This is a genomic window from Pseudomonas sp. N40(2020) (genome assembly GCF_014472415.1).
Taxonomy (GTDB): Bacteria; Pseudomonadota; Gammaproteobacteria; order Pseudomonadales; family Pseudomonadaceae; genus Aquipseudomonas.
On record NZ_JACSZV010000026.1, the window covers coordinates 47,845 to 68,688 of the forward strand.

At 62.3% G+C, this 20,844-nt stretch carries 23 protein-coding genes; 1 reads left to right on the forward strand and 22 read right to left on the reverse strand.

Annotated elements, in window-relative coordinates; translation table 11 throughout:
* Window positions 1-112: 112 nt before the first annotated feature.
* Window positions 113-1,009, forward strand: a complete 897-nt coding sequence (locus IAI51_RS17470) for a LysR family transcriptional regulator (RefSeq protein WP_187679612.1) — start codon at window positions 113-115, stop codon at window positions 1,007-1,009.
* A gap of 36 nt (window positions 1,010-1,045) precedes the next feature.
* Here the strand turns inward: IAI51_RS17470 and IAI51_RS17475 are convergent, their stop codons facing one another.
* From IAI51_RS17475 to IAI51_RS17580, 22 genes are all read right to left on the reverse strand, one after another.
* Window positions 1,046-1,483 (reverse strand): excinuclease, encoded by a 438-nt coding sequence (locus IAI51_RS17475; RefSeq protein ID WP_187679613.1) that lies wholly within the window; start codon window positions 1,481-1,483, stop codon window positions 1,046-1,048.
* Between the two features lie 279 nt (window positions 1,484-1,762).
* Window positions 1,763-2,566, reverse strand: a complete 804-nt coding sequence (locus IAI51_RS17480; RefSeq protein ID WP_187679614.1) for a hypothetical protein — start codon at window positions 2,564-2,566, stop codon at window positions 1,763-1,765.
* A gap of 25 nt (window positions 2,567-2,591) precedes the next feature.
* Window positions 2,592-3,818 carry a beta-ketoacyl-ACP synthase gene (locus tag IAI51_RS17485; RefSeq protein ID WP_187679615.1) on the reverse strand — a complete coding sequence of 409 codons (1,227 nt, stop codon included), beginning with the start codon at window positions 3,816-3,818 and terminating at the stop codon, window positions 2,592-2,594.
* On the reverse strand, window positions 3,818-4,546 hold the full coding sequence (fabG, locus tag IAI51_RS17490) for a 3-oxoacyl-ACP reductase FabG (protein WP_187679616.1): 729 nt from the start codon (window positions 4,544-4,546) through the stop codon (window positions 3,818-3,820). Before fabG ends, IAI51_RS17485 begins: the two co-directional genes overlap by 1 nt.
* Entirely contained in the window at window positions 4,539-5,003 is a 465-nt protein-coding gene (locus IAI51_RS17495; RefSeq protein WP_187679617.1) for a hotdog family protein, read from the reverse strand. Before IAI51_RS17495 ends, fabG begins: the two co-directional genes overlap by 8 nt.
* Window positions 5,000-6,196 (reverse strand): beta-ketoacyl-[acyl-carrier-protein] synthase family protein, encoded by a 1,197-nt coding sequence (locus IAI51_RS17500; RefSeq protein ID WP_187679618.1) that lies wholly within the window; start codon window positions 6,194-6,196, stop codon window positions 5,000-5,002. The genes IAI51_RS17495 and IAI51_RS17500 overlap by 4 nt, the downstream gene beginning before the upstream one ends.
* Window positions 6,193-6,660 carry a hypothetical protein gene (locus tag IAI51_RS17505; protein WP_410458012.1) on the reverse strand — a complete coding sequence of 156 codons (468 nt, stop codon included), beginning with the start codon at window positions 6,658-6,660 and terminating at the stop codon, window positions 6,193-6,195. Before IAI51_RS17505 ends, IAI51_RS17500 begins: the two co-directional genes overlap by 4 nt.
* 128 nt (window positions 6,661-6,788) lie before the next feature.
* On the reverse strand, window positions 6,789-7,514 hold the full coding sequence (locus IAI51_RS17510) for a class I SAM-dependent methyltransferase (protein ID WP_187679619.1): 726 nt from the start codon (window positions 7,512-7,514) through the stop codon (window positions 6,789-6,791).
* Window positions 7,511-8,758 carry an NAD(P)/FAD-dependent oxidoreductase gene (locus tag IAI51_RS17515; protein WP_187679620.1) on the reverse strand — a complete coding sequence of 416 codons (1,248 nt, stop codon included), beginning with the start codon at window positions 8,756-8,758 and terminating at the stop codon, window positions 7,511-7,513. Before IAI51_RS17515 ends, IAI51_RS17510 begins: the two co-directional genes overlap by 4 nt.
* The gene (locus IAI51_RS17520) at window positions 8,745-9,908 is read right to left on the reverse strand and encodes a sodium:proton antiporter (protein WP_187679621.1); all 1,164 of its coding nucleotides are present in this window, start codon (window positions 9,906-9,908) and stop codon (window positions 8,745-8,747) included. The genes IAI51_RS17515 and IAI51_RS17520 overlap by 14 nt, the downstream gene beginning before the upstream one ends.
* A complete protein-coding gene (locus IAI51_RS17525; RefSeq protein WP_187679622.1) occupies window positions 9,905-12,244 on the reverse strand; it encodes an MMPL family transporter in 2,340 nt (779 codons plus the stop codon). The genes IAI51_RS17520 and IAI51_RS17525 overlap by 4 nt, the downstream gene beginning before the upstream one ends.
* A complete protein-coding gene (locus IAI51_RS17530; RefSeq protein ID WP_187679623.1) occupies window positions 12,228-12,830 on the reverse strand; it encodes an outer membrane lipoprotein carrier protein LolA in 603 nt (200 codons plus the stop codon). The genes IAI51_RS17525 and IAI51_RS17530 overlap by 17 nt, the downstream gene beginning before the upstream one ends.
* Window positions 12,827-13,252 carry an acyl-CoA thioesterase gene (locus IAI51_RS17535; protein ID WP_095187415.1) on the reverse strand — a complete coding sequence of 142 codons (426 nt, stop codon included), beginning with the start codon at window positions 13,250-13,252 and terminating at the stop codon, window positions 12,827-12,829. The genes IAI51_RS17530 and IAI51_RS17535 overlap by 4 nt, the downstream gene beginning before the upstream one ends.
* On the reverse strand, window positions 13,245-14,789 hold the full coding sequence (gene hutH / locus IAI51_RS17540; RefSeq protein ID WP_187679624.1) for a histidine ammonia-lyase: 1,545 nt from the start codon (window positions 14,787-14,789) through the stop codon (window positions 13,245-13,247). Before hutH ends, IAI51_RS17535 begins: the two co-directional genes overlap by 8 nt.
* Window positions 14,770-15,717: a glycosyl transferase gene (locus IAI51_RS17545; protein WP_187679625.1), complete on the reverse strand. Its 948-nt coding sequence runs from the start codon at window positions 15,715-15,717 to the stop codon at window positions 14,770-14,772. Before IAI51_RS17545 ends, hutH begins: the two co-directional genes overlap by 20 nt.
* On the reverse strand, window positions 15,714-16,448 hold the full coding sequence (locus IAI51_RS17550) for a glycosyltransferase family 2 protein (protein WP_187679626.1): 735 nt from the start codon (window positions 16,446-16,448) through the stop codon (window positions 15,714-15,716). The genes IAI51_RS17545 and IAI51_RS17550 overlap by 4 nt, the downstream gene beginning before the upstream one ends.
* Entirely contained in the window at window positions 16,441-18,120 is a 1,680-nt protein-coding gene (locus tag IAI51_RS17555) for an acyl-CoA synthetase family protein (protein ID WP_187679627.1), read from the reverse strand. The genes IAI51_RS17550 and IAI51_RS17555 overlap by 8 nt, the downstream gene beginning before the upstream one ends.
* The gene (locus IAI51_RS17560; RefSeq protein ID WP_187679628.1) at window positions 18,117-18,662 is read right to left on the reverse strand and encodes a hypothetical protein; all 546 of its coding nucleotides are present in this window, start codon (window positions 18,660-18,662) and stop codon (window positions 18,117-18,119) included. The genes IAI51_RS17555 and IAI51_RS17560 overlap by 4 nt, the downstream gene beginning before the upstream one ends.
* Window positions 18,659-18,913: an acyl carrier protein gene (locus IAI51_RS17565; RefSeq protein WP_187679629.1), complete on the reverse strand. Its 255-nt coding sequence runs from the start codon at window positions 18,911-18,913 to the stop codon at window positions 18,659-18,661. The genes IAI51_RS17560 and IAI51_RS17565 overlap by 4 nt, the downstream gene beginning before the upstream one ends.
* 9 nt (window positions 18,914-18,922) lie before the next feature.
* Complete coding sequence (locus tag IAI51_RS17570; protein WP_187679630.1) at window positions 18,923-19,183, reverse strand: phosphopantetheine-binding protein; 261 nt, start codon at window positions 19,181-19,183, stop codon at window positions 18,923-18,925.
* The gene (locus IAI51_RS17575; protein ID WP_187679631.1) at window positions 19,164-19,973 is read right to left on the reverse strand and encodes a lysophospholipid acyltransferase family protein; all 810 of its coding nucleotides are present in this window, start codon (window positions 19,971-19,973) and stop codon (window positions 19,164-19,166) included. Before IAI51_RS17575 ends, IAI51_RS17570 begins: the two co-directional genes overlap by 20 nt.
* Window positions 19,949-20,674 (reverse strand): beta-ketoacyl synthase chain length factor, encoded by a 726-nt coding sequence (locus IAI51_RS17580; RefSeq protein ID WP_187679632.1) that lies wholly within the window; start codon window positions 20,672-20,674, stop codon window positions 19,949-19,951. Before IAI51_RS17580 ends, IAI51_RS17575 begins: the two co-directional genes overlap by 25 nt.
* Window positions 20,675-20,844: the final 170 nt, after the last annotated feature.

Below are 20,844 nucleotides of genomic sequence, written 5' to 3' on the forward strand. Positions count from 1 at the left end.
CCTCGGAGAGCACGGCCAGGCAGGCAATGAAAAAATCATATAGCTGGCTAATGTTTCTATCCAATATATTGTTCGACCTGTTTGATAGCTTTCACGACCTAATGGGGTTTTCATGGAATTGCGTCACCTGCGCTACTTCATCGCCGTCGCCGAAGAACTGCACTTCGGCCGCGCCGCACAAGTGCTGGGGATTTCTCAGCCGCCGCTGAGCCAGCAGATTCAGGCGCTAGAGCAAGAAGTTGGCGCGCGGCTATTCGAGCGGACCAATCGTCGGGTCGAGCTGAGTGAGGCCGGGCGTTTGTTTCTGGAGGAGGCGCGGCTGGTTCTGGCGCAGGTCGACAAAGCGGCGGATGTCGCCCGGCGTGCGCAACTCGGCGAACTCGGTGAATTGAAGATCGGTTTTACCTCGTCGGCGCCGTTCAACTCGACCATTCCCCAGGCGATTTTCTCGTTTCGTCAGCGTTTTCCGGCGGTGCACCTGAACCTGCGTGAGATGAGTAGCACCATGGTTGCCGACGCCTTGGTGGACGAGTCGATTGAAGTTGGCATCATGCGCCCGCTGGGTCTGCCCGATTCGTTGAGCGTGGTGGAGCTGATGCGCGAGCCTTTGGTGGCGGTGCTCAGTGCCAAGCATCCGTTGGCCCAAGGCAGCGAAGAAGGTCTGTTTCTCTCGGCGCTGGCGCTGGAGCCGTTCGTGTTTTTCCCGCGCAGCTATGGTAGCGGTCTTTACGCACAACTGCTCAGCCTGGCTCGCGATGCCGGATTCAGTCCGCATTTTGCCCAAGAGGCCGGGGAGGCGATGACCATCATCGGGCTGGTGGCGGCGGGGTTGGGTGTGTCGGTATTGCCTGCGTCCTATCAGCGGATGCGCATCGACGGCGTGGTCTACCGGCCGCTGCTGGATCCTGAAGCGATTTCAGCGGTGTGGCTGGTGCAGCGCAAGGATCAGAAATCGCCGATGGCCAAGGCCTTTGTCGAATTGCTCACGCGCAAGGTTGAAGGTGATTGATTAACCGCCGAAGGCTGCGATCTTTTGATCTTGCCGTTAAGGCAACCGCACCAAATCCCCCTTCAACGCCACCCGCGTGACAAAAATCCCCGCCCGGCACTCATAGGTATTCAGATCCTTGCGCACATGCTGGTCGTAATAACTGACGATATTGACCACCGCATTCGCCCCGACCCGCTTGGCCTCGGCCTGCAACTTGATCAGGTTCGACTGCAACACCCACTCGCAGGAATCGTGATCGCTCTTGTTGAAGCCATTGGTCTTCAGATCACTGGTCACATCGCGCTGCAACAACCGCTGAGTGCCCTGAGGCCCATTCCCGGCCAGATAAAACTTCACACTGCCATCCAGCCGCCCGGCACGAATCGCGTCCGACAACACCGTCTCGAAGGGCATGTACATCAGATTGGTGGCATGGCTGGCACTGGGGAGCAGGCCGAAGAGCGTGGCGGCGATCAGGGCTTTCACTTGCATGGTCATCTCCTTGACGGTGAAAGAGAGCAGCGAGTGCTTGACTGATTGTGGCTCGCTGTTCTGGCAGGCGCGATTCGGCGACCTGCCGGAACGAGTGTAGATGCTGAAAATGAAGAGGGCGCCAAATGGCGCCCTTTGTGGCGAGGGGATTTATCCCCGATGGACTGTGCAGCAGTCCCAAACCTGTGCACTCGGCATGTCTGATATTTCGAGGTTTTGGTTTGGGGCCGCTGCGCGACCCATCGGGGATAAATCCCCTCACCACAGGATTTTATTCAATCAATCCACGTGCGCCAAATCTCCACGCAACGCCACGCTCGACACCACCATCCCCGCGCGGCACTGGAATTTTTCGGTGTCTTTGTACAGGTCGCGCTGGTCGACGCTGGCGATGTTGATCACGGCGTTGGCGTCGGCTTTTTTCGCGGCGTTTTGCAGGGTCGCGAGGGCCGACTGCAGGGCCCAGAAGCAGGCGTCTTCGTCGGATTTGTTCGAGCCGTTGGTTTTGCGGCTGCTGCTCACGGTGTCGAGTTTGCGCACTTGTTTGGGCAGGGTTTCGCCGGCCAGGTAGAACTTCACGCTGCCGTCGAGCAGGCCGGCGTCGGTGGCGCGTTTGACGCCTTCGCGAAAGCTCAGGTAGGTCGGCTCGTCGGCGCCTTGTTTGACGATGCCCAGGTCGTTGACGAATTCGATGTCCGGGTTGATCGACAGCTCTTTGAGCACGTTGTCGCGCAGGCGGTTGACCCAACGGTTGTAGTTGCCGTGGATCTTGCCGTCCTTGGCGTTCAGGCCGTAGCTGCTGCGGTAGTCGATTTCGAACGAGGTTGGGGTGAACGGGATGTCGACTTCGGCATGATGGCGACCGCGTACGGTGATCGCGGCTTTGATCATGCCCGGGCGTACCGATTGCACGACCCATTGACGGTCGTTGAGCGCAGTGACGATGGCGCGGCTCATTTGTGACTGGGTAAAGCCGAGGTTCGGCGAGAACTCTTCCTTGGCGTTGTACACCGGTTTGCTGGTGCAACCGCCAAGTACAAAGGCCAGGGCCAACAGGGCGGCGATGCGGTGAAACTGAGTCATTCCCTTCACTCCAAACGTGTTGCGGTCAGTGCCAGCGGCGGAAAATCAACGAGGTGTTGACGCCACCAAAAGCGAAATTGTTGTTCATCACGTACTCGTGATGCATCTGGCGGAATTCGCCGCGCAGGTAATCGAGCTTGCCGCAATGCGGATCGACCTCGTCGAGGTTGAACGTGTGCACGTACAGGTCGCGGTTGAGCATTTCGATGCTGAACCACGACTCCAGCGCCCCGCAGGCCCCGAGCGTGTGGCCGAGAAAACTCTTCTGCGAACTGATCGGCATGCGCGCACCGAACAAACTGCTGGTTGCCAGTGTTTCGGCAATGTCGCCCTGTTCTGTAGCCGTGCCGTGACCATTTACATAACCGATGGCATCGGGCGTGAGGCCAGCGTCTTCCAGCGCCAGTTCCATCGCCCGGCGCATGGTGGTTTGTTCAGGGCGCGTGGTGTGCTGGCCGTCGGCGTTGCTGCCGAAACCGACGATCTCGGCGTGGATGTGGGCGCCGCGAGCGAGGGCGTGCTCCAGCTCCTCAAGCACCAACATGCCGCCACCTTCGCCGATCACCAGGCCGTCGCGGCCCTTGTCGTACGGGCGCGGGCTGGTTTGTGGCGCATCGTTTTTCAGGCTGGTGGCGTAGAGCGCGTCGAAGACCATCGCTTCGGTCGGGCAGAGTTCTTCGGCGCCGCCCGCGAGCATCAACGGCAGCCGACCGAACTTGATCGCTTCATACGCATAGCCGATGCCCTGGCTGCCGCTGGTGCAGGCGCTGGACGTCGGGATCAGGCGTCCGGTGAGGCCGAAGAAGATGCTGATATTCGCGGCGGTGGTGTGCGGCATCATCCGCACGTAGGAGTTGGCGTTCAGGCCTTCGGCCACCGAGTTGAGCAGCATGTTGCCGAACGCTTTGATCTCGTCGGTGCTGCCGGTGGACGAACCACAGGCTACGCCCATGCGTCCGTCCTTGATCGATTCGTCGCCAAGCAAACCGGCATCGGCCAAGGCTTGTTCCGCCGCACCGACTGCCAGCCGCGACACCCGGCCCATGCTGCGCAATTGCTTGCGGGTCCAGTGTGCGGGCACCACAAAATCATCGATAGGGCCGGCCAGGCGCGTGTTGAGTTCGCTGAAGCGATCCCACTCGTCCATCCGGCGGATGCCGCTGCGGTTGGCCGCGAAGTTGCCGGCGATGGTGTTCCAGTCGCTGCCCAGCGAGGTGATGCCGGCCATGCCGGTGACGACGACGCGCTTCATCAGCACAGGCCTCCGTTGACCGCCAGCACCTGGCGGGTGATGTACGAGGCTTCCGCCGACATCAGGAAATTCACCGCACTGGCCACCTCTTCCGGGGTGCCCATGCGTTGCGCGGGTATCATTTTCATCAGTTCTTCCACCGGCACGTTTTCGTCGAGCATCGCCGTGTCGATCAGGCCCGGCGCGACGCAGTTAACGGTGATTTTGCGCTTGCCCAGTTCGATCGCCAATGCCTTCGCCGCGCCGATCACGCCGGCCTTGGAGGCGCTGTAGTTGACCTGGCCACGGTTGCCGATCAATCCCGATACCGAGGTGATGCAAACAATGCGACCAGCGGCACGGCGGCGGATCATCGGCATCATTACCGGGTGCAGCACGTTGTAGAAACCGTCGAGGTTGGTGCGCAGGACTACGTCCCAATCGTCATCGCTCAGGGCCGGGAAAGCGCCGTCGCGGGTCAGACCGGCGTTGAGCACCACGCCGTAATAGGCACCATGGGTTTCGACGTCGGCTTCAAGAATTCTTTTGCAGGCTTCACGGTCGGCGACGTCGAATTGCAGGATGCGCGCGCTGCGGCCCAGCGCTTCGATTTCGACCTGCACGGCTTGTGCGTCGGCAACGCCACTGCGGCAATGCAGGACGATGTCATGCCCGGCCTGCGCCAGACGCAAGGCAATGGCGCGGCCGATGCCACGGCTGGAGCCGGTGACCAGTACGGATTCAGTCATCGTTCGACTCCTGTGCTTGTTGCAGATATTGGGTTGGCTGTGGCGGGCGGAACACATTCAGTCGAGCACTGACCTCGATGCCGGGCGCGTTGATATGGCACTCGAACACGCCCATGCCATTGTCGTCTTCCAGCGAGCGGATGCCATGGATGGTCAACTCGCTGCCCGCGGGAAACGCGTCGACGTTGCACTCGAACTTGCGCGTGCCGAGCAGAAAGCCCAGCTCCACCGGATTGCCTTTCTGTCGCGCGTGGCATCCGGCGAACGCGGCGACGCTTTGCGCCATCAACTCAATGCCGACCCACGCCGGCAGGCTGCCGTCGGGCAGGTTGAACAAACCCTCGGACTTGACCGTGAGGCGGGTGTAGATCTGTTCTTCGTCGAAGCTGAGGATCTTGTCGATCAGGATCATGTCGCCAGCGTGGGGCAACAGTTCGGCGAGCGGCCAGTCGGTCATGGGGCGTCTCCGATAATCAGGCTGACGTTATTGCCGCCGAAGGCAAACGAATTGCTCATCAGGTAGCGGGGTGCAATGGACGACAGGCGTTCGTTCGCGGTCACCCACTTCAGCGGCGGCAGATCGGGATCGGCCTGGCCATCCCAGACGTGCGGCGGCAGCGCGTGTTGCGGGTTGTCGGCGCTGAGGCTCAGCCAGCAGAACGCTGCTTCCAATGCGCCGGCTGCGCCGAGAGTGTGGCCGGTCATCGGTTTGGTCGAAGAACAGGCAACGCCCTCGGGGAATAGCGAGGCGACTGCCAGACTTTCCATGGCGTCGTTGTGTTGGGTCGCGGTGCCGTGCAGGTTCAGATAGTTGATCTGCGCGGCTTGCAGATGGGCGCGGCTCAAGGCTTTTTGCATCGCTTGCAGGGCGCCGCGACCGCTCGGTTCCGGCGCCGAGATGTGGTGCGCGTCAGAGCTGGCACCGGCACCGAGCAAGGCGATGGCCGGGCCGTCGCCACGCTGCTTGCTCATCACGAACAGCACCGCCGCTTCGCCAATGTTGATGCCGTTGCGGTTGGCCGAGAACGGATTGCAGCGCTCGTCGGACACCGCTTCCAGCGACGAAAAGCCGTTAAGGGTCAGCTTGCACAGACTGTCGACGCCACCGCACAACACCGCGTCGCACAGACCGAGATCGAGCAGGCGTTGTGCACTCATCAATGCGCGGGCGCTGGAGGTGCACGCGGTGGAAATCACATAGGCCGGGCCGCTCAGTTGCAGCCAGTCGGCGAGGAAATTCGCCGGGGCGCCGAGTTCCTGTTGTCCGTAGTCGTATTGCGCCGGGAAATGCTGCTCACGGAGGAAATGCGCCAGGCCACGGCTGGCTTCGTCGATACCCGAGGTGCTGGTGCCGAGCACTATGCCGATGCGGTCGCGGCCGTAGGTCTGGATCGCGTGATCAATGTCGGTGCGAATCTGCAGCGCGGCTTCCAGCAGCAACTGATTGTTGCGACTGCTCTGGTCGGCCAGCGCTGCCGGGATCGGCGCCAGTTCACCGTGTGCGGCGGCCACCGGCAACTCACGCTCCGCCACCCAGCCCGCCTCGGGGCGCATGCCCGAGCAATCGCCGGCGAACAGATTGCGCGCGATTTCTTGCTTGGCGCGGCCCAGGGAACAGATTAAGCCGAGGGCATTCAGGTAGGCAGTCATGGCGTCGGTTCACCTAGGGGGGAGACGCGATAGTGCGGGCCTTGGGGCAGGTTCAATTCGAAGCTCAACGGTTGTGCATAACGGATGTCCCAGCGCGTCGGCAGCGAACGTTGCCCGTCCTGTTGCTGCGCGGTGGGGTAATTGCGCAGCAGTTCGCCCGGTGGTGTCAGGGCGAACAGCAGCGCGGCGAAGAGCTCCCTGGCTTCCGGGTTGGGCGGCAGCAGGCCGTCGGCCTGCCAGTGGCCGTCGATCAGTTGCTGGCGCGCCTGGGGAATGCCCAGCGGGTCCATCATCGACCAGCGGATGCCCGGGCCTTCGCGCTGGATCACGAGCAGCCAGTCCTGACGCTGATCGGCTTGTTGGCGCTCGATGTGCAGTTGCAGCGGTAGGGGCAGCGTCGGACTGCCTGCGGGCAGCGGCGCCTGGCTGGCGCATGCACTTAACAGACATATTGCGCCGATCATCACCAGTCGCAGCAATGCGGTCACTGTAGGAGTGAGCCTGCTCGCGATAGCGCTCATACATTCAAAATACAGGTTGGCTGACCCACCGCTATCGCGAGCAGGCTCACTCCTACAGGTAATGGGGTACATCATGAGGCCTCTGCCATTGGCTTGCGCGCCACGACGTTCACCAGCGTTTCCTCACGCTCGCCAAACGGCTTCGGTTTGCGCAACCCGGAGCGCTCCAGCAAACCGAAGTCCTTCGAGCGGCTCCACCACAGATACGGGTACGAGACATTGCGCTCGTCAAACTCGAAACCCTGCTCGCGAATCATCTGCAGATACTGCGCCGCACTCTTCTGCACATGCATCGGATGGCGGAACAGCCAGCGGATCACCCAGGTATCAATGTAAGCCTCGGTGGACTCGGCGAACAGCAGATAACCGCCCGGTTTGAGTACGCGATAGAACTCGGCGAGGGCTTTTTCCTGCTCGACCAGATGATGAAAGGTCTGATGACAGAACAGCAGGTCGACACTGGCATCCGGCACGTTGAGTGTCGCGCAATCGCTCCCGATCAACTCGACGTCCAGGCCCTGGCGCGCCGCTTCTTCGCCGCTCAACTCAAGGCTGTGCGGATCGGCGTCAACGCCGATCAAACGCTGTGGCGCGAAGGTCTGGCGCAGGTGGCGGAACGACTTGCCCTGACCGCAACCGGCATCCAGCAGTACCGGGTTCGCCGGCAGCGACTCGCTGAACAGACCGCGCAGATCGTTGATCGCCACGCGCAACACATGGTGCTGCCAGGTATGGCTGCGCAGGAACCAGAAACCGAAGCGGGTTTCCTCGACGTAGCTGTCGCTCAGGTAACTCATGGGGCGTCCTTTGCACAAAGTTCGGAAATCATCTTCAACCGGCGACGCGCTTCGCTGACGAACGGGTTGCGTTCGTCCCAGGCGTAACCGGCGAGGATCGAGCAGATCATCCGGCGAATTTCCGCCTGGCTGTCCTCATAAAAAATCACGTCCTGAAAGGTCCCGGCGTACCAGCCCTCGACGTAGCAGCGGAAGGTGTCAACGCCGCGCTTCAACGGTTCGGCGAATTCGCTTTGCCAGTCGACGGTTTCGCCTTGCAACTGACGATGCAGCACAGCGGCCGCCATGCTCGCCGAACGCATGGCGATGGTCACGCCGGAGGAGAACACCGGGTCGAGAAATTCCGCCGCATTGCCCAGTAGCGCGAAGCCCGGACCATGCAGGGTTTTGACGTTGGCCGCGTAGCCGCCGAGGGTGCGCGCCGGGGTGTCCCACACGGCGTTGTTCAGCACGCCGGAAAGGCTAGGCGTTTCGGCGATGAAACCGCGCAGGCAGGCGTCGAGGTCCGCGTCGCGACCGTGGAAATGTTCAGCGGCGGCGACCACGCCCACCGAGCAGCGACCGTTGCTGAACGGGATCGTCCAGAACCAGATATCGCGATGCTGCGGGTGCGTGGTGACGAGGATTTTTTCGCGGTCGAAGGCCGGGTTGTCGATGTGATCTTCGACGTGGGTGAACACGGCCTGACGCACCGGGAAATTCGACGGCGCTTCCAGATCCAGCAAGCGCGAGAGCACACGACCGTAACCGCTGGCGTCGAGGACGAAATCGGCCTCGACGCGGTATTCGCTGCCGTCTTCGCGAAGCACGTTCAGCAGCGGTTTGGCTCGGTCAAAATCAACGCTGACAATGGCGTCGCCGTAGCGGATCTCGGCACCTTGCAGTGCCGCTTGATCGGCCAGCAGCTTGTCGAAATCGGCGCGCTGCACCTGGAACGTGGTCGGCTTGCCGTTGGTGAAGGTGTCGCCGAAATCGAACGCGCTGTAGCGCTCGCCCCAGGCAAACGCGGCGCCGGTCTTGCGCTGGAATCCGGCGGCGTTGACGGCGTCGAGCATGCCCGCTTCTTCGACGAAGTCCAGGCAGTGGCTGAGCAGGCTTTCGCCGATGGAAAACCGTGGGAAGTGTTGGCGCTCGATCACCAGCACGTCGTGGCCCTTGCGCTTGAGCAGCGCGGCGGCGATGGCGCCGGACGGGCCGGCGCCAATGATCACTACCTGACGACGTTGCATTTCAACGGTTGGCACGTGAACTCCCGGGCGCGATGGCGGTGTGTTTGAGGGGCGTGCGGTGCAGGCCGATCAGGGCCGGCAACAGCGTCGCGATCAGGCCCATCACCATCAGCGCGAAGTACAGCGCAGGCGTGATGAGTTGTTGTTGCAACAGCAAGTTGAGAAAGACGATTTCGCTCAGGCCGCGAATATTCAGCAGCACGCTTTCGCGCCAGCGGCTGGCGCCTTCGAAGGAGGCGCCAGCCCAGCCGAGGCCGAGCCAGTTGCCGAGCACTTTACTGGCAATCGGCAACAGCAGCAGCGCCGCCCATTGCACGGCGCCGAGGCTGGCGAGGGCGGCGTGTACGTCGATCTGGACGATGCCGAACGTGAGGATCAGCGGGATCGCGATCCACGTTTGCAAACGGCTCATCCAGCGCGCCGGCAGCGGCAAAACCAGCGGCACTTTCAACGCCGCCATGCACAGCAGATAACCGATGCCGAAGATCAGCGCGTTGAGTTTGTAGTGCTCGGCCATGACCAGCAGCGCGAAGAAACCGAGGCTGTAGGTCAGTGGTCGGCGAACACCGAACAGACGCAGCAGCAAGGGCACGCAAGCCAGCCCTAGCGGCAGCAACAGACTGCTCAAATGCAGACTGCCCTGAGCCAGACCGAACAACGTCCAGCAGGTCAGGTCGATCAGGATCGCGGTTTGCACCAGACGCCGGGTGGCAGCGGGTGGGTAATCGATGTGACGCAGATACAGGTACAGCACCGGGATCGCGGTAATCGCGAACACCAGTCCGATGGCCAGTGAGTTCAGCCACGGTTGCGCGGGTAGCAACCAGTACGCAGCCGCCAGACCACAGGCGAACGGCACGGCGAAACTCGGCACGGCGATTTTCACGCTCTGGCGATCCAGGCGCAGGTCGATCACATCGCTGAGGATATGCCCGAGCAACAGCGCGAAACTCAGGCTGTAGAGGTTTTTCAGCCACACCGGCGCGATCAGTTCAGCGCCGCTGAGTTGCCAGCCCGGTTCGATCCAGAAATACATCAGCAGCGGCAAGCCGAAACTCGCCAGCAGCAACTGGCTGACAATCGGGATCAGGCCGAAGTGGCGACCGATGCGAGTGGCCACGGCGAACAACGCCAGGGCCAGCAACCAGAAACCGATGACCATCATGCGGCATGCTCCGTAACGGTGGCCGTGTGTTCATGACGCCCGGCCCACGGCGCGAGCATGAAACTGAACGCCAGACCGAGACTCACCGACAGGCCGAAATTGCTCACTGCCGGTGTGCTGGAAACTGCCAACAAGCCAAACGACAGCCATGTGGTCACGGCCGCCAGCAAGGTGCCGAGCAGGCTTACCGCCGCGCCGCCGACCTGCTCACGCATGAGAATCGCGTAGTCGACGCTGATCGCCGTCACCAGCAACAGGCCGAACAGACTGAACAGGGTCAGCGGCTGGCCGAGCCAGCCAAGGCTGGCCAGACTGCACAGCGCCGCCAGCAACGGCAGGGCGACGATGCGCAACGCGCCGCCGAAACCGAATGGCAGGATCAATACCAGCACGATCAACACGCAGGAGGCGAGTTTCAGTTCGGCGGCGCTGATCTGCGTGGCCGCGAAAACGTTGTTCAGCTCACCGAGTCGATCCACCAGCACCACGCCCGGCAGATCCAGCGCCTGCACCCGCAGCAGTGAAGGGTTGTTCAGGCCTTGCAGGCTGGTCATCGCTGCCACACCGTCTTCGGTGGGGCCAAGCCACAGCGTGCGATAGGGCTCGCCGAGCGGGCCGGCCAGCGCGGCGTCGATGTCTTCAAGCGGTAGCGCCTGCAACTGTTGCAGCTCGGTTTGCAGGGCGGCGAGGGGGACGCCGAGATCAAGCAATGGCTGCCAGACCTGTGGCAGTTTGTTCAGCGCGTCGCGCACTTGCTGTTGCTGACTCGGCGGGCTGACCAGTTGATCCAGCGCCAGATAGCCTTGCAGTTTGTCGAGGTTGACCAGTTGCTGCAGCCGATCGCTCAGCGCGGCCTGACGTTCGAGCAATTCTTGCTGGTTGGCCGCGCGAACGAGGAAGAATTGACTGGTCGGCTGATAGCCAGTGATGCGTGCAATGGTCTGCGCTTCATCGGTCAGGCGTTGCGGTGCGCCGACCCATTGGCGGATGTCGTTTTTGCTTTGCAGTTGCAACAGACCGCCGATGCAGAAGGCGATCAGCAGTGCGAGCAGCACCGGTGTATGGACACGCTCGAGCAATTTTTCCCGCAGACTAATCAGGCGTTCGGCCAGATGCAGCGGCCATTGCGCCGGGCGCAGTTCGACATTGTTCAGCAGCGCCGGCAGCAGGCACACCGCCGACAGATAGGCGCCGAGCAACCCGGCGGCGGAGAACACGGCAATTTGTGTCAGCGCCGGGAACGGTGTCCACGCCAGCGCCAGATAACCGATGGCGCTGGTGATCAGACTCAACGTCAGCCCGGACAGGGTCAGGCGCAGGGCCGGCCAGCTGCGCCAAGGCTTGAGGCTCCAGCTCTTCGACAGATAGTGCAGCGGGTAATCCACTGCCACGCCGATCAGGCTGGAACCCAGTACCAGGGTCATCACATGCATACGGCCGAACAGCGCTACACACGCTACCGCCCCGAACAGCATGCCGACCAGCACCGGTACAAACGCCAGCAACACCCGCCAGCGGCGGAACGCCAATAGCAAAAGCAGCAGGATGCCGAGGGTGGCACCACCACCGACCCAAGTCATCTCGCGAGTGGCTTGCTGCTGACCGTTTGCGGCGTAGAGCAATCCGCTGGCGGCCAGTAATTGCACATCGGATTTCGCCGCCTGCTCGCGACTGTGCTGGAGCAGATCCGCCACTTGCAGCGGCAGGTTCATATCGAAAGCGTTGCCGGTGGTGCGCGCACGCAGCAGCACCCAGCTCTTGCCGTCGGCGTCGGCGACCAATGCACCGCTGCCGATGTCCAGTTGCACCGCGCCGTGTTGCGGCTGGCTGTTCTGGATGCGCCCGGTGAGGCCCAGCCAGTCATCCTGGTTCGGCACCAGACTGAAACCGGTGAAGGGGTCGAACAGCGCCTGCACCCGTTGCTGAATAAAGGCGTCGGGATGTTCGATCAGCAGTTGCCGATCATCCGCCGAGAGCATCGCCAGCCGCCCTTGCAGCAATTGCGTGCGCAGGGCCGGCAGGTCGGCTTGCAGGTTCCACTGCACTTTTTCGAACAAGCCGCTGGCCTGCCATTGCTCGCCCAGCGTCTGCGCCATGGCCACCGCTTGCTGGCGATCGGCGTGGCCGACCAACACCAGCATTTCGCGGTTGAGCGGTTCCTGCATGCGTTGTTCGGCGCGCAGTTCAAGTGCATCGGGATTGGTGCCCGGCACCAACTCCATCAGGTTCGCCGACAGCGGCGCACCGTCGCGCCACTGCCAACCGGCCAGGGCGACAACCGCAAGCAGCAGAATCAGGAACAGCCAGGGCAGCTTGCGTTCACTCGGCAAAGTCATGTTGCTCCGCGTCGCTCAACGGTTGGCCGGCCGTGCTGTCCTGCATGCGCAGCACGGTGCTGTCGCCCTGGGTTTCCAGCAGTTCGATGGTTTGCACCAACTCGCCGCCGTCGATGTTGATCTGGTTGAACACTTGCTTGAGCAGCATCGAGCGCGGGGTCAGAGTCAGTTTCCATTTCTGCGCATCGCCGCTCAGGGCCAGTTCGAAATCCCGTTGCAGGCCACTGCTGTCGCCCTGCAACACAGCGAGGAACAAACGGTTCTGCTCGGCGCCGGCGCTCTTGTTCGGCAGCAATTGCCAGCCGTTGCCGTCACGCCGGGCAATGCCTTTGGCGCTGATGCGGTAATCCTGTTGCAGCGGGGTTTTCAGCAGCCAGAGCAGGCCGTGATTTTTCGCGAGGACGAAGCTGCCCTTGCTGATCAGCGGCTGAGGCAGGGCGCGCAGGTGTTTTTCCTGGATGAACTGGCCGTGGATCACGTCCGGTCTGGCCAGTTGCTGGCTGAGTTGTTGCAGGTCGAAGGCGTTGGCCAGCGTTGAAACGGCCAGCAGCGCCAGAGCGCCAAGACTTTTGGAAATCAGGTTCATCGCAGCATCCTTTCCACGGCATCGGTGAAGACTTTCGGCGAAGCCAGTTGCATCTCGCGGCTGCTCACTTCGACCGCTACTTGCACCGAGCTGGCGCGGGTCAGGCGTTCGCCGCTTTGCAGGTCGGTGATCAGATAATTGATCTTCAGGCGGTTTTCCCACTCGACCAGACTGGCGCGCACGTTCAGCTTCTGGCCGAACACCGCGCCACGCACGTAGCGCAATTGCAGGTCGATAATTGGCCAGGCGTAACCGGATTCGACCATGTGGGTGTAGTTGTGGCCGATCTTGTCGAGCAGCGCGCAACGCGCCACTTCCAGGTATTTGACGTAATGGCCGTGCCAGACCACGTGCATCGTATCGACGTCAAAGAACGGCACGAGGATTTCCGTATCGGCGTGAAGCACTCCGGCACTACGCATGCAGCCTCCAGTGTTGTGCGGCGATGCGTTGCAGGCACAGGCGCAGCTCGCCCTCCAGTGCACGGTCTTCGATGACCGGCGGGAAGTCCTTGGCCAGCTCCTCGTGCATGGCGGCCAACGCTGGCGGCAGTGGTCGGGCGTCTTCGGCCTGACCCCGCAGCCACACCCCTTGGTTAGCAGCGAGCAGCGTGGCCGCGGCGACTTGTTCGGTCAGCTCCAGCACGCGGATCGCATCGCGGGCAGCGATGGTGCCCATGCTCACCTTGTCCTGGTTGTGGCACTCGGTGGAGCGCGAGAACACGCTGGCCGGCATGGTGTTTTTCAACGCCTCGGCGGTCCACGCGCTGGTGCCGATCTGTACAGCCTTGAAGCCGTGGTTGAGCATCGCTCGATCGGCGCTGGCGCCGGACAGGTTGCTCGGCAAACCGTGGTTGTAGCGTTCGTCCACGAGCAACGCGAGTTGGCGGTCGAGCAGGTCGGCGACGTTGGCCACGAGGTTTTTCAGGCTGTCCATGGCGAACGCGATGTGCCCGCCGTAGAAGTGCCCGCCGTGCAGCACGCGCTCGGCTTCGGCGTCGATGATCGGGTTGTCGTTGGCGCTGTTGAGTTCGATCTCGATGAACGAACGCAGCCAGTTCAGGCTGTCGGCCAACACACCAAGCACGTGCGGGGCGCAGCGTAGCGAGTAGCGATCCTGCAAGCGATGCAGCGGCGCGGTCGGCGCATCGATCGCCAGATCCTTGCGCAGCCACGCGGCGACTTGCATCTGCCCCGGATGCGGTTTAGCGGCGAACAGGCGTTCGTCGAAGTGTTCCGGGTTGCCTTGCAGCGCCACCACGTTGAGCGCGGTGATGCGCGTGGCCAGTTGCAGCAGGTAATCGGCGCGGGCGTAGGCGAGGCAGGCGAGGCCGGTCATCACGGCGGTGCCGTTCATCAAGGCCAGCGCTTCTTTCGGGCGCAGCACCAATGGTGTCCAGCCCAATTCGCGATGCACATCGGCAGCCTGACGGCGCTCGCCACGGAACATCACTTCGCGCTCGCCGGACAGGGTTGCTGCGACGTAGGACAACGGCGTCAGATCGCCGCTGGCGCCGACCGAACCTTCTTCCGGGATCAGCGGCAGGATGTCGTGTTCGAGGAAGGCGTGCAGACGCTCGAGCAGTTCCACACGCACCCCGGACACGCCGTGGCACAGCGACTGCAAACGCGCCGCCAGTACGGCGCGGGTGGCTTGCGCGTCGAGCAGTTTGCCCAGCCCGCAACCGTGAAAAGTGTAGAGATGACGCGGCAGCGCTTCGACGTGATGCAGCGGCACCGCGACCACGCAGGAGTCGCCGTAACCGGTGGTCACGCCGTAGATCACGCCTTCCTTGTCCAGCAACGAATCAAGGAACCGCGCGCCCTTGGCGATGCGCTCGCGGTAAGCCGCGTCGCTCTGCAACTGCACGGGCGCCTGACGGTTGGCCAGGGCCAGCACGTCTTCGATGCGCAAAGGGCGTTCGCCGAAGGTTACCGGCTCATGAGTTGGCGTCGTCATCGGTCTTCCAGAAAGGGTAAAAGTTGAACCATTGCTGCGGAGCTTCAAGGCAATAGTGACTCAGGCGCTGCGCATAGCGAGTGGCCCACTGGTGAATAACCTGCTCGCGCTCGCGGCGTGTCCACACCACAGCATCGGCGAAGGGTTCGAGGGTCAGGCGATAGTGGCCGTCGGATTGCTTGAGGCACATCAGCAGATTGACCGGGCACTTCAGCAGGCCGGCCAGCAACCACGGGCCTTGCGGAAAGGGCGCCGGGTGGCCGAGAAAGTCCACGCTGACGCTACGCCCGCCGTGCAACGGTACACGGTCGCCGGCAATCGCCAGCCATTCGCCGCGCTCCAGGCGTTCGTGCAGTTGCAGCATGATCACCGGGTCGAGTTCGCTGACCTGAATCAGGCGCAGATTGGTCGCCCCGGCCTCGCCGAGCAAGCGGTTGAATTGCTCGGCGTGCTTGGTGTGCACCAGCACATTCATCGTGACCTTCTCGCCGATCTCGGCCAGCGCCCGGCACACTTCAAGATTGCCCAGGTGCGCGCCGACCAGCAGTTGCCCGCGACTGCCGCGCAACTGATTGCGCAGCAGCGCCGGATCGATGATTTCGATCTGCTCGATACGCAGCTTGCCATTCCATACGTCGAGCTTGTCGAGCATCGAATCGGCGAACGCCATGAACTGGCCGAACACCCGCCAATGGCTCGGACGCAAGTCGTCGCGTTGGCTCCATTCGGCCAGTCGCTGCTGGTACTGCCAGGCACTGCGCCGCGCGGTGCGGCCAAACAGGAAGAAGTACAGAACGATGCCGTACAGCAATGGGCTCAGCAGCCGCCGGCCAAGGACTTTGGCGGCGAACGCGGTGAATTTCATCAGCAGAAAACTGCCGCGCTCTTCGCGGTCGGCCCAGTGCTTCTTGTCGGTCTCGACGCTCATGTGCGCCACCGTCGCCAGAGGATGACGGGCAGGCGCAGCAACATGCCGAAGAACAGCCGCGTGTGCATGCTGGAAATCAGCACGTTGTCGTGGAACAGCCGGAAGTGCGACACGCCATCGAGCGGGTAATGCACGCTGGTTTGCAGCCAGCGCATCGGCTGATTGCGCCACGACAGGCGCACCAGAATGTCCGAATCGAAATCCATGCGTTTGCCGACTTTGGCCGAGTCGATCACGGCCAGCGTCGGCGCCAGCGGATAAACGCGGAAGCCACACATCGAATCGCGGATTTGCAGCGACAGCGTATTGATCCACACCATCACGTGGGTCAGGTAACGCGCGTACAAACGGCCCTTGGGCACGCTCTCATCGAACAGCGGAAAACCGCAGATCATTGCTTCAGGACAGGCGCGGGATTCCTCGACGAAACGGGCGACATCGTGCAGGTCGTGCTGGCCGTCGGCGTCGACCTGCAAGGCATGGCTGAAGCCCAGTCGCGACGCTTCACGCAGACCGGTCATCACCGCGCCGCCCTTGCCCTGATTGGCGGTCAGCCGCACCAGAAACACGTTGTCGCGCTCGGCCAGAGCATCGAGTAAGCGTGCGCAGGATTGTGTGCTGGCGTCGTCCACCAGAATGCACGGCAGGCCCTGGGCGAGCAGGGCGTCGACCACGGTGCCGATTGCGGTTTCGTGGTTGTAGACCGGGATGACGGCACAGGGGTTATGCATGATCGGCCTCCAGCAAAATCCGCCCGCTGGAGCACGTGGCGCTGTCGTTGCGGTAGGCGAAATACAATTTGCCGCGCTCGGGATCGAAGCGCAGGTGCAGCTGGATTTCATCGCCGGGGCGCACCAGTTGCTGGAATTTCAGCACTTCCATGCCGGCGAACGTGCCGGACAGGTTCAGCAGTTGGCGACCGAGGTTCAGCGCCCATTCCACCTGCACCACGCCGGGCAGCACCGGGGCTTTGGGGAAGTGGCCGCTGAAGTAGGCCAGGTCCGGCGGCACACTGAGTTGCAGGCTCCATTCGCCGTCGGTTTCGACTTGCTCCAGCACTTCGGGGGCTTTCGGTCGAGACGCCAGCAGCAGCGCTTCGACATCGGCTTGCGGCAGTTTGCCTTGGCTGTTCAGCGGCAGTTGCCGCACCAGACGCCAGCGACGCGGCAGGGCCAGGGCTTCGCAATGCTGACTCAGGTGCTTGCGCAGGGTTTCGGTCAGGCTGCGGCGGCCATGTTCGCGTAACGCAAACAAACCGTCTTCACTGAGCACCAGCAATGCGCCGAGGACGGCACGATTTTCCTGCACCACACCCAGCCGCGCTTCGGCGACCCAGTCGTGGGCGACCAGCGCTTGCTCCAGCATCGGCAGGGAAATGCGTTTTTCTTCGAGTTTGACGATCCGGTCCAGTCGCCCCAGCAATTGGAAACGACCGTCGGCTGCAATGCGCGCGGCATCGGCGGTGTGTTCAACATGCCCGGCAGGCAGATATGGTGAGGCGATCAGCAGGGCGCCGTCGGCGTCCTGACTCAGTTCGACAGCGGCGAACGGCTGCCACAGGGTTTCGCCCTGGCGCCAGGCGATACCGCCGGTTTCCGAGCTGCCGAGGATTTCCGTCGGCCATTGCTGCAGACGCTGATGCAGGCTCTGCGCCGCTTCGGCCGGTAACGCACCGCCGGAGGAAAACACCCGACGCACCGCACTCAGCGCCGGCCAGTCGAGGTTATCGCCCATGCGCTTGAGCAGCGCCGGACTGGCGACCCAGGCGAAAGCCGAATGCTCGCGACTGGCGCGCTGCAAATCCTCGGGGAAGGCCAGTTGCTTGCGCACGAACGTCCGCCCGGCGCACAGCGGCCATAGCACGCGGAACAGCAAACCGTAGATGTGTTGGGTGGCAACGCTGCCGATTATGCAGGCTTCGCCGAGATCCGCGCCCCACAGTTGTTCCAGCGCTTCGACCTCATTGGCCAATTGACGCAGGGTCTTGTCGATGCGCTTGGGTTCACCGCTGGAGCCGGAAGTACACAGGCTCAAGCGGCACTCATCGAGATCCAGTTCAGCGCCTGGCATTGCAGGTTCATGCAAGTCAGCCAAGCGACTGTCACCGGTTTGATCGGTCAGCCACAGATCGACTTCACCCGACCAGCGCTGACGGGTCTGCGCTTGCAGATCCGAGGGCAGCAAGACACTGACGCCAGCACGCCACGCGCCAAGCAGGGCGATGGCCAGTTCGGCGGCATCTTCCAGATGCACGGCCAGACGCTGCACGCCTTTGGCTTGCAGGCCGGCGGCAAGGCGCAACGCCTGTTCGCACAGTTGCGCGTGATCGAGTGCCGGTGCGTGGCTGATCGCCCGCGCCGGCAGGGCCTTGAGCAACAGCTGCTCAAGTTTTATCCAGTTCATGTACGGCCTCTTACCCGTTGTCGTATCAGCCATTCAATGGCAAACATCAGGCCGATCAATCCGTAGGAGATCAGGCCGGTGTACAACATCCACCAATTCAGCGGCGCCCAAAGGGTGAGCAGGGCGGCGCACAAACCGTTGCAGAAGAAAAACACGCTCCAGGCCACCGTGACTTGACGGGTGTAGCGGATCGCCTCGGGCGGCAGTTGCGGTTCACGTAGCCGCGCCAGACGCTCGACCATCGGCGGGCCGAATTTCAGGCTCAGGCTGAACAGCACCAGCATGAAGCCGCTGATCAGCACCGGATACCAGCGCAGCAGCAAAGGGCTGTCGAACACTGCCAGCAGCAGGCAGAACCCGATCGCAACGCCGGCCATCCACAGGCTGCCGGGTTTGCGCTCGCCGGTCAGCGCGCGCGCCAGCCACAGGCTGCCCAGCAGCAGACCGAACTGCCACGGGGCGAAGTGCTCCATGCCGAAATACACCGCAAAGGGGTACAGCAGGCCGGCCAGCAGCAGGCCGAGGCCGATCAATCGGCTCATGCGGCCGGTTGAACCAAGCGGTACACCGCCTCGACCACGTCACGCACGGTACGCACCGATTTGAATTCTTCGGCGGCGATTTTCTTGCCGGTCTGACGCTTGATGTGATCGATCAGATCGACCGCGTCGATGCTGTCGATTTCCAGATCCTGATACAGGTTGGATTCCAGACTGATGCGCGCAGGCTCCAGTTCGAACAGCTCGACCAGGGCATCGCGCAGGGTGTTGAAAATGTCGTCACGAGTTTGCATGGTCCGGTCTCAAGCTGCCTGTTTTGCCGTGACGAAGGCCGCAAGGCTCGTCACGTTGGTGAAGTGGTTACGGGTGTCTTTGGCGTCGGCGTCGATCTTGATGCCGTACTTTTTCTGGATCGCCAGACCCAGTTCAAGCGCGTCGACCGAATCCAGGCCCAGGCCTTCGCCAAACAGCGTCTGGTCGTCGCCGATGTCGTCGACGCTGATGTCTTCGAGACCTAGGGCGTCGATGATCAGCAGTTTGATATCACGGTGCAGATCGCTCATCTTCGGCGAGCTCCTTGATGAAGTAAGAGTGCAAATAATCGTTGAGCTTGCGCGAAGCCTGCGGTGCCGGGCCAAGCGCTGCGAATGTCTGTGGATCTATATCGGCCCCGACGCGAAAACTGAAATGCACGCGACGGCTGGGGATCCGATACCAGGGCTCGGCTTTGGTCAGCGTGGTCGGGCTGACCTTGATGATCACCGGGGTAAGAATTTTCGCACCGCGCAGGGCAATCGCCGCCGCGCCCCGATGAAAGGACGGTGCCTGCCCCGGTTGAGTGCGGGTGCCTTCGGGGAAAATGATCAGGGTCTGACCGTTTTGCAGGGACTCGGCGGCGGCATCGAGCATGTCCATGCTGCCGTCATTGCTGATGTATTCGGTGCTGCGCAGCGGGCCACGGGTGAAAGGGTTTTCCCACAGGCTTTTCTTCACCACGCAATTGGCCTGACGTACCAGGCCGATCAGGAACACCACGTCGATCAGCGACGGGTGATTGGCGATGATCATCTGCCCGGGACGGCCGAGACGTTCAGCGCCTTGAATGTCGTAAGTGAGCACGCCGGTGCGGGCCATGAACCGGACAAAAAACCAGAACAGCCGACTGACGGTCTGCCGCGCGCGTTGGCGGTGTTTCAGGGCATCGCCCGGCAGGCAGCCGAGCAGCGGAAACACCAGTATCCGCAGGCACAGCCCGCCCAGCCCGAATAGAGCGAAGCTTGCGGCGGTGGCCAGCAGGCGCCAGTAATAGGCGTCGCGGTGCTTTTCGGTCACGGTTTGCGTTGCCAGGTCCATACACGATTTTTCCAGGCATGTTGGCAAAGGGTTTGCTGGCCGAGCAGGGTACGCAGCAGATTCAACGCGTGTGGCCAGTGCGCCTTGGACAGTGCTTCTGAGGTGCTGTTCAGGGTCAGCCGCCAGTCGGTACCCGGGGTGAGCAAGAGGCCTACCGCGTAAGGAAACGGCACGTCGTCTATCCACCGCGAATAGGCTTCGGGCGGTTGTTCTTCGGTGATCACCAACAGCACGGCCTGCGCGCCCTCATTGAGCAGGGCCGCGGCTTCGAGCATGCCGTGTTCCAGACCGTCACCCGCGGCGGCGAGGGCAGTCATTTCGCTGGTTTCGCCACGCATAATCGACCACAGACCGATGATCGCGTTGTGCACCGACAGGCTGAACTGGGTCGGCGACAGCGGTTCGTCCTTGGCCAGATCACTGAGAATCTCGTAAGTACGCGGAGTTTCGCCGTGTCGCGAGACAAACACCAATGGCAGGTTGTCCCGTCCGTCGGCCAATGGCCAGCCGACACTGAAGGCCATTCGCGCCAACCGACTGAGACGGCGGCGCTGCATGGCCGGCAAAAACGACACATCGGGCGCGGCATCGCTGCTCTGGAGCACGACCGGTTGTCGGCTCCAGGCCTGCCAGGCGTCCACGCTATCGAGCCCCGGGGCCCATGCGCGCCATTGGGCGATGTTGAAGTTGATCACGGACATTCATCCCGCCCCTGCGGGCATTTGTTGACGCGTTGAGTCGCCAAAACCGCAGCAGGCTTGACGTGGCGCTAGGCACCGGGTGGCGCGCATTATCCCGGTGCGACGAGTGTGTAGCAAATGCTGGTTACATTTTGCGCAACGAAATGTACCGAATGGTTCGCTGAAAAACT